Consider the following 7,988-nt stretch of genomic DNA (forward strand, 5'->3'; position numbering starts at 1 on the left):
ATTGGATTCTGAATACCGAGGGCGTGTTCATCGACGTCAATCCCGCCTACTGCCGCATGGTGGGCTACAGCCGCCCTCAAATCCTGTCGATGCACATTGCCGATTTCGAGGCCGAAGCTACGCAAGCGCAGATTCGGGCGCAAATCCAGCGAATTGTCAAAAATGGCCAGGAGCAATTTGAAACCCGGCACAAAAAAAGCAATGGTGACTGGGTTGATCTGGAGATCACCGTCACCGCCGTGGGCCGGCAAGTCATTGCATTTTTACGCGACATTTCCGATCTCAAGAAGGCGGCGAATGTCATCAATGACCTGGCATTTTTCGACACCCTGACGGCCTTGCCCAATCGGCAGCTTTTGCAAGACCGCATGGAGCAAGCCGTGTTGAACGCGGCACGCATCGGGCGCCATGGTGCCATCTTGTTCATTGACATTGACCACTTCAAAACACTGAACGACACCTTGGGTCACGCTAAAGGTGACAAATTATTGCTGCAAGTGGCCCAAAGACTCACCACCTGTGTGCGCGAGGGCGACACCGTGGCTCGTTCTGGTGGCGATGAGTTCGTGGTGGTATTGGCCGGTTTGAACGAAGGTGCCCATGAAGCGGCAGCTGAGGCAGAGGTGATCGCGAAGAAAATTCTTAGCAGTCTCGCACTCACTTACAGGTTGGGCGCCATCGAACAGCACAGCACGGCCAGCATGGGGATCACCTTGTTCAGGAACACCACAGTGTCGACTGAGGACTTGATGAAGCAAGCTGATTTGGCCCTGTACAAGTCCAAGGAATCGGGGCGCAATGCGCTGCATTTTTTTGATCCAGCCATGCAGGCCACCATTGTGGCGCGCACCACTCTGGAGGCAGACTTGCGCACGGCCCTGCTGGAGAAGCAGTTTGTGTTGCACTACCAGCCGCAGGTGGCGGGCGAGCAGCAACAGGTCACGGGTGCAGAAGCACTGGTGCGCTGGTGTCACCCCACGCGTGGCATGGTGTCGCCGGTTGAATTCATTCCTTTGGCCGAGGAAACCGGCCTTATTTTGCCCTTGGGCCAATGGGTGCTGGAAACCGCTTGCCTCCAGTTGACCGAGTGGGCGACACGACCCGAGCGGGCCGATCTCATTCTGGCCGTCAATGTCAGTGCCAAGCAACTGCAACAGGACGATTTTGTGAGGCAGGTGGTTGCCGTGCTGGAGCGCACCGGCGCCAACCCGCTGAGGCTCAAACTGGAACTCACTGAAAGTGTGCTGATCTCAAATCTGGAGTCCATCATCACCAAGATGAGCGCGCTGAAGGCGCTGGGCGTCGGCTTTTCGCTCGACGACTTTGGCACCGGATATTCGTCACTGGCTTACCTCAGCCGCTTGCCACTGGACCAACTCAAAATTGACCGCTCTTTTGTGATGAACATCGAAACGAGCGAAAACGCAGTTGCGATCTGTGCGGCCGTTATCAGTCTGGCGCACAGTTTGCGGCTGCAGGTGGTGGCTGAAGGGGTTGAGACCGAGGCCCAGCGTTACTTTTTGAGCACCGTTCATCGTTGCAAGCTGCTTCAGGGATATTTGATCAGCAGACCCCTGCCGATCGAAAATTTTGAAACTTTTATCCAGCAAAATAGCAGCGTTTAATATGGCGCTGCGCCGAACCAGTTAATTATCAAAGTCAGCTTTCGACTGACGAACCATGGGAGTGGAATTTGATGCGCTTTATAAAGTGGCTTAGACACGCCAACTTGGCCCTGCCAGTCGGCCTGTTCTTGCTGGGGTTGGTCTCGTCAACCAGCTTCGCCCTATGGAAACAACGTGAGATCGGCTTGGCGGCTGAACTTCAATTTCAACGAAGAATTGACCGGGTGACCGATGGCGTTGAAGAGCGATTTAGCGATGTTATTCATGGCCTGAACGGGCTAAAAGGCTTATTCGCGGCGAGAGAAAACGTTAAACGTGCTGAATTTATGGCCTATATGGGCTCGCACGATTTGCCCAATGAGTTTCCAGGCGTGCGGGGGTTTGGATACCTGCAACGTATCAAGCCCGGCTCTGTGCCTGCATTTGTGGCCGACACACGAGCGGACGGCATGCCGCAATTTGCCATCAAACAGCTGTACAACACCAGCCCTGATGACCTTTATGTCGCCAAGTTCATCGAACCGGTCGCTAGCAACGCCGGCGTTCAGGGTTTGGATGCGGGCTCCGAGACAGCGCCCCGCGAGGCTTTGTTGCACGCCATAGACACAGGGGAGCCCACGCTTACTTCGACGTTCAAGTTGGTGCAGGACAAAGGCAATACGCCGGGCGTTTTGTTACTTATGCCGGTGTATGCCAATGGCTCGCGCCACCTCACGGTACAGGAGCGACGTAATGCCATCATCGGCTTTGCGTACGCCCCGATCGTGATTTCAGAATTTCTCAACAAGTTGGCAGAGGTAAAGACAGACCGCGTTGATTTCGACCTGTTTGACGGCATTCCAGGGTCCCCTGGCGCCACGTTGATGTTTGACGCCGACAAGCACAGCACCCACCAGACAGGCGTCAACTCGGCGCCCTCCGATCGGCGGTTTTCAGTTATAAAAACGCTGGCTCTGCCGGGGCGCGACTTCATGATTCGGGTGAACTCCACAACGCAGTCTGATGCCCAGTTCGACCAAACCACGCCCTGGCTGATCTTTTTCACCGGCACTTTATTAAGCGGCTTGCTCGCGCTGCTGTTGCGCCAACAAATCCTGGGACGCCGCCGTGCCGAGCAACTGGCACAGGGCATGACGACCGAGCTGGCGCAAATGGCGCAAGTCGTACAACACACTTTCAATGCGGTGTCGATTGCCGATCGACAGGGCCGAATCAAGTGGATCAACCCAGGTTTTGAATGCATCTCGGGCTATAGCGCTGCTGAGGCCGTGGGCAAGACGCACGCAGAACTACTTGGCAGCGGCAAAGCAGATCCTTTGGTGCTCCAGCAACTCGCTGAGGCGGCTGTGTCAGGGCGTCATTGCCGGGTCGAGATTCTCAACCGCGCCAAAGATGGCCGCGAATACTGGGTTGATACCGAAATTCAGCCGCAATTCGATGCCCTAGGCCAAGTCGCCGGCTTCATGGAAATCAGCAGCGACATCACGGAGAGCAAACAAGCCGAGCAAAAAACTCAGCAAAGTGAGCATCTGCTACGCGTCTCCATTGCGGCGATCGACCAGGCTTATGCCCTGTATGACGCGGACGATCGACTGGTCTTTTGCAACGAAAAATATGTCCTTCTTTTCGAAAACAACAAGGACCACGTCACGCCCGGCGCCCGCTTCGAAGATCTGATTCGTTTTAGCGCCGAACAGGGCATGTATCCCGATGCCCATGACCGGATTGACGAATGGATGGCCGAGCGCCTGGAAGCACACCGCGCCTGTGAGTCCACCCTGGTCCAGACACGTGCGGATGACAGCGTGTTGAACATCATCGAGCGCAAGTTGCCAGACGGACAAACGGTATGTTTGCTGATTGACGTCACCGCGTTTGTGCGCGCCACCCAGGCAGCCGAGTCGGCCAATGTGGCCAAGAGCCAGTTTCTGGCCAATATGAGCCACGAGATCCGCACCCCGATGAATGGGGTTCTGGGCATGCTGGATCTGCTCAACGGGACTGCTCTGGACGAACGCCAGCGTGACTACGCCCAAAACGCCAAAGGCGCTGCGCGCTCCTTGCTGGGCATCCTCAACGACATCCTTGACTTCTCCAAAGTGGAGGCCGGGAAGATGGAACTCGACCCCGAACCTTTCTCCATGGCGGATGTCACGCGCGATCTTCACACCATCTTGTCGGCCAATCTCAAGGAAAAAAAGATCACCTTGAAGTTTGAGTCAGACCCCGAACTGCCCCTGTTGATGGTGGGTGATGCCGGACGGCTGCGACAGGTGCTGATCAATCTCGGTGGCAATGCCATCAAGTTCACCACGCAAGGTGAGGTGTGTATCAGGGTTCGCGTGCGCCGGCAAGACGCCGCCAAAGTCGTTTTGGCTTTTGAGGTCATTGACCCCGGAATTGGTTTGTCGCCAGAGCAACAAAACCGCGTGTTTGCAGGCTTCTCGCAGGCCGAGGCCTCGACCTCGCGCTGCTTTGGTGGCACCGGTTTGGGCCTGGCCATCAGCCAGCGCTTGGTAGCCCTGATGGGCGGCGAAATCAAGGTCACCAGCAGCCTCGGGGCCGGCAGCACGTTTTATTTTGATGTGCATTTTCCGCTGTACGAACCACCTATCAGTACGGCCACCGAGGCGACAAAAAGCGCACCAAGGGAAGAAGTCATCGACTCAGAACCCCAACTGGCGGGACTTCGCGTGCTGCTGGTAGAAGACAACCTCATCAACCAGATGGTGGCGCGCGAATTATTGAATAAACGAGGCGCCGTGGTGCAACTGGCGGAGAACGGTCAACTGGCCGTGGACGCTTTGCTCGCCACACCAGAAGGCTTTGATGTCGTCCTGATGGATTTGCAAATGCCGGTGATGGATGGCTTGCAGGCCACCCGGCACATTCGCCAGCAACTCAAATTGACCCGGCTGCCCATCATCGCGATGACCGCCAACGTGATGGAATCAGACCGGGACGACTGCCTGGCCGCTGGCATGAACGACCATATTGGCAAGCCCTTCAATGTCAAGGATCTGGTGGCGCGCCTGCTGCACTTTACGGGCGGCAAGCGCTAGTCAGCGACGTCAATCGCCTTAACCCGCCAGCCCCACATAGACGTTTTGCACATCGTCGTTGCCATCGATGGCAGCGAGGAAGGCTTCGACTTCTTCCAGGTGTTCGGGGCTCAGATTGGCCGGGTCGACTGGGTTCTTGGCTTTGTAGCCCAGCTTGGCCGACAGGACACTGAAGCCGTGGGCAGGCAGCGCGCGGCTGACCAGATCAAGATCGCTGGCATCGGTCAGGAACATCGTGTTGCCTTCTTCCTCGCCCGGCTCAAAGTCCTGCGCACCCGCTTCGATCGCGGCCACTTCCGGGTCGGAACCAGCGGCTGTGGGTTCAGCTTCGATCATGCCGACATGGTCAAAGTCCCACGAGACCGAGCCCGAGGTGCCCAACTGGCCCTTGCGAAACAGCACGCGCATTTCAGGGGCGGTGCGGTTCACGTTGTCGGTCAGGCACTCGACCATGACGGCGACCTGGTGCGGCGAAAAGCCTTCGTAGATGACGTGCTCAAAATGAACCGCTTCGCCGGTGAGGCCCGCGCCCTTCTTGATGGCTCGGTCTAAAGTTTCCTTGGGCATTGAGACTTTGCGGGCCTGCTCCACCACCAGGCGCAGGCGCGAGTTGGAGGCCGGGTCGGCACCGCTGCGGGCCGCAATCATGATGTCTTTGGCCAGACGGCCAAACAATTTACCCTTGGCATTGGCTGCCAATTCCTTACCTTTTGCTTTCCACTGCGCGCCCATGTCTGATATTCCTTGGTGTTGTTGCGCTCAAATGCGCATGGCTTAATTCGGGTCTAGGTTATACACCCATCAGCCACCCACTTGCCAAGGCGCGTTACTTGCTGGCGTTCGGGAAAAACAGGGCCTCGCCGCCAATTTTGTAGTTGGCAATCACCGCTTGTCCTGGTGACGAGGTCACCCAGTCCACAAACTTCTGGCCATCAACCGCCTTGACATGCGGGTGCTTGGCCGGGTTGACCAACATGACCCCATATTGGTTGAACAAACGGTTGTCGCCCTCCACCAGCACCGCCAGATCGCCCCGGTTTTTAAAGTTAAGCCAGGTGCCACGGTCGGCCAGCACGTAGGCGCCGCTGCTCGACGCGATGTTGAGCGCAGGCCCCATGCCACAGCCGCATTCTTTGTAGCCGCTGCCTTTGCTCTCGGCCAAGCCTGCCATTTTCCAGAAACGCAACTCGGCGGCGTGGGTGCCACTCTTGTCACCCCTCGAAATAAATGAGGCGTTGGCAGTGGACAACTTTTTGAGGGCTTCGACGACGTCTTTGCCCCGGGTTTTAGCCGGGTCAGTGGCAGGGCCGATCAGCACAAAATCGTTGTACATGACGGGGAATCGTTTGACCGCGAAGCCATCTGCCACGATTTTTTCTTCGGCCACCTGGTCGTGCACAAACAGCACATCGGCATCACCGCGGCGACCCATGTCGAGCGCCTGACCGGTGCCCAGCGCCACCACTTTGACATCGAGCCCACTGGCTTTCTTGAACTCAGGCAACAGATAAGCAAACAAGCCTGATTGCTCGGTGGAGGTAGTGGACGCCACCACAATCGATTGCGCCTGAGCCGCCATAGGCACTATTAAAACAATAGCTGCTAGCGCAGATAGAACGGGGGCTAGCGCCCTAAAAAGCATAAATTTTTTCAAACTGACTCTCCTTTAAGAAACAAATGGGCCGCTGGATACTGGCTTTGCAGCAGCGACCCGCTAAAAAAATCTTTCACTGGCAAATCAGCCAGCACCCGCCCCTGCTCCAGATAAATCACCCGGCTGGCCAGACGCTTGACCTGACCCAGGTTGTGGCTGGCAAAAACGAGCGTCATGGCTGAACTCATTGAACCATCGCCCGCCTTTTCAACGGCAGCTGATTGCGGCTGATTGGAAAACTCTTCAATCAGCGCTTCAACTTCCCGTTTGGCATGCGGGTCCAGACTAGCGGTGGGCTCGTCCAGCAACAGCACTTGGGGGTTCAGCGCCCAGGCGCGGGCCAGCGCCACGCGCTGCTGCTGCCCGCCCGAGAGTTTGCGGGCATTGCGCCCGGCCAAGGCGCTCAAGCCGACGCGGGTCAGCGCCTCCAGCGCCAGCACTTTGGCGGCACCCCATGGCGTGCCACGCAACCAAAGGCCGAGCGCAATATTGCGCTGCACCGTCATCCGCAGCAAGTGCGGCCGTTGAAACAGCATCGCCTGCTGCAACGCCGGGGCGCGCTCCACCTGCCCAGCGGTGGGCGCGGCCAATCCGTGCAGCAAACGCAGCAGCGTGCTTTTGCCACAGCCGTTGGCGCCAATCAGGGCCACGCGTTCGCCCGGATGAATAGTTAGCGTCACCGCCGTCAACGCCCGCACGGCCGATGCCGGACGGCCAAAATGCACACTGGCGTCTGCCAGCCGAAACAGCGGCGTCACCGGGTGACCTCCACCGTGTTCAGCGGCAGCGAGCGCAGCGCATCTTGCCCTGCAGGGTGGTTGGCCTCTGCGCGCCACTCGGGACCGCCATCGTTGCTTTCAGCGTGTTCGCGCCAGCGCCGCACGATCGCAATCAGCACATTGAGCAACAGCACCACCGCCAGCAAAATAATCCCCAGCCCCAGCGCCAGCGGCAAGTCACCCTTGCTGGTTTCCAGCGCGATGGCCGTCGTCATGACCCGGGTAAAACCGTCAATGTTGCCGCCCACAATCATCACTGCGCCGACCTCCGAGATCGCCCGGCCAAACGAGGCGATCAGCACCGTGAGCAAGGCATAACGCTCGTCCCAGGCCAGCAGCAGGCTGCGCATAAAAGGCCGGGCACCGAGCGAGCGCAATTGTTCGCCCTGGGTGTTTTCTGCGTCTTCCACCATTTGACGCGTCAGGACCATCACCACCGGCAACACCAGCAGCGCCTGCGCCAGCACCATCGCCTTAAAGCTGAACAACCAGCCCAGATAACCCAGCGGCCCCGAGCGCGACAGCACCAGATAGACCATCAGCCCGACCACCACCGAGGGCACCGCCAAAAAGGTATTGAGCACGGTCAGTAGTGCGGCCCGACCGGCAAAGCGCGCCACCCCGAGCCAGGCGCCCAAGACCAGGCCCAGCACACAGGCAATAACGCACGCCGTGGCGCTAACCGCCAGCGAGCGGCCCACAATCGACAGCAAGCCGGGGTCGCAGGAGAGGATGAGTTGCAGCGCAGCGGTGGCGCTTTCAGTAATTGAATTCATGAGGACGATTGAAGTTGCGGTATCGTAACCACCGACATAATTACCGGCGATATGAAACGTTGTGCATAGGCTTCAATTCCACTACACCCTCT

The 7,988-nt window shown here is 57.9% G+C and carries 6 protein-coding genes; 2 read left to right on the forward strand and 4 right to left on the reverse strand.

The genetic code is table 11. The features are described 5' to 3' along the window. Both WCG50_RS15500 and WCG50_RS15505 read left to right on the forward strand, forming a co-directional pair. The coding region (locus WCG50_RS15500; protein WP_336900502.1) for an EAL domain-containing protein at positions 1-1,625 on the forward strand (1,625 nt) is incomplete at its 5' end. Positions 1,626-1,696: 71 nt separating this feature from the next. Continuing rightward, the gene (locus WCG50_RS15505; RefSeq protein ID WP_336900503.1) at positions 1,697-4,687 is read left to right on the forward strand and encodes a CHASE domain-containing protein; all 2,991 of its coding nucleotides are present in this window, start codon (positions 1,697-1,699) and stop codon (positions 4,685-4,687) included. Between the two features lie 18 nt (positions 4,688-4,705). Here the strand turns inward: WCG50_RS15505 and WCG50_RS15510 are convergent, their stop codons facing one another. From WCG50_RS15510 to WCG50_RS15525, 4 genes are all read right to left on the reverse strand, one after another. Then, positions 4,706-5,419, reverse strand: a complete 714-nt coding sequence (locus tag WCG50_RS15510; protein WP_336900504.1) for a YebC/PmpR family DNA-binding transcriptional regulator — start codon at positions 5,417-5,419, stop codon at positions 4,706-4,708. 94 nt (positions 5,420-5,513) lie between these two features. Further along, a complete protein-coding gene (locus WCG50_RS15515) occupies positions 5,514-6,266 on the reverse strand; it encodes an extracellular solute-binding protein (protein WP_336900506.1) in 753 nt (250 codons plus the stop codon). A gap of 71 nt (positions 6,267-6,337) precedes the next feature. Beyond that, entirely contained in the window at positions 6,338-7,090 is a 753-nt protein-coding gene (locus WCG50_RS15520) for a phosphate ABC transporter ATP-binding protein (RefSeq protein ID WP_336900507.1), read from the reverse strand. Between the two features lie 5 nt (positions 7,091-7,095). After that, positions 7,096-7,896 carry an ABC transporter permease gene (locus tag WCG50_RS15525; RefSeq protein ID WP_336900505.1) on the reverse strand — a complete coding sequence of 267 codons (801 nt, stop codon included), beginning with the start codon at positions 7,894-7,896 and terminating at the stop codon, positions 7,096-7,098. Between the last annotated feature and the right edge of the window lie 92 nt (positions 7,897-7,988).

This window comes from Rhodoferax sp. (assembly GCF_037143375.1).
Lineage (GTDB): Bacteria > Pseudomonadota > Gammaproteobacteria > Burkholderiales > Burkholderiaceae_C > Rhodoferax.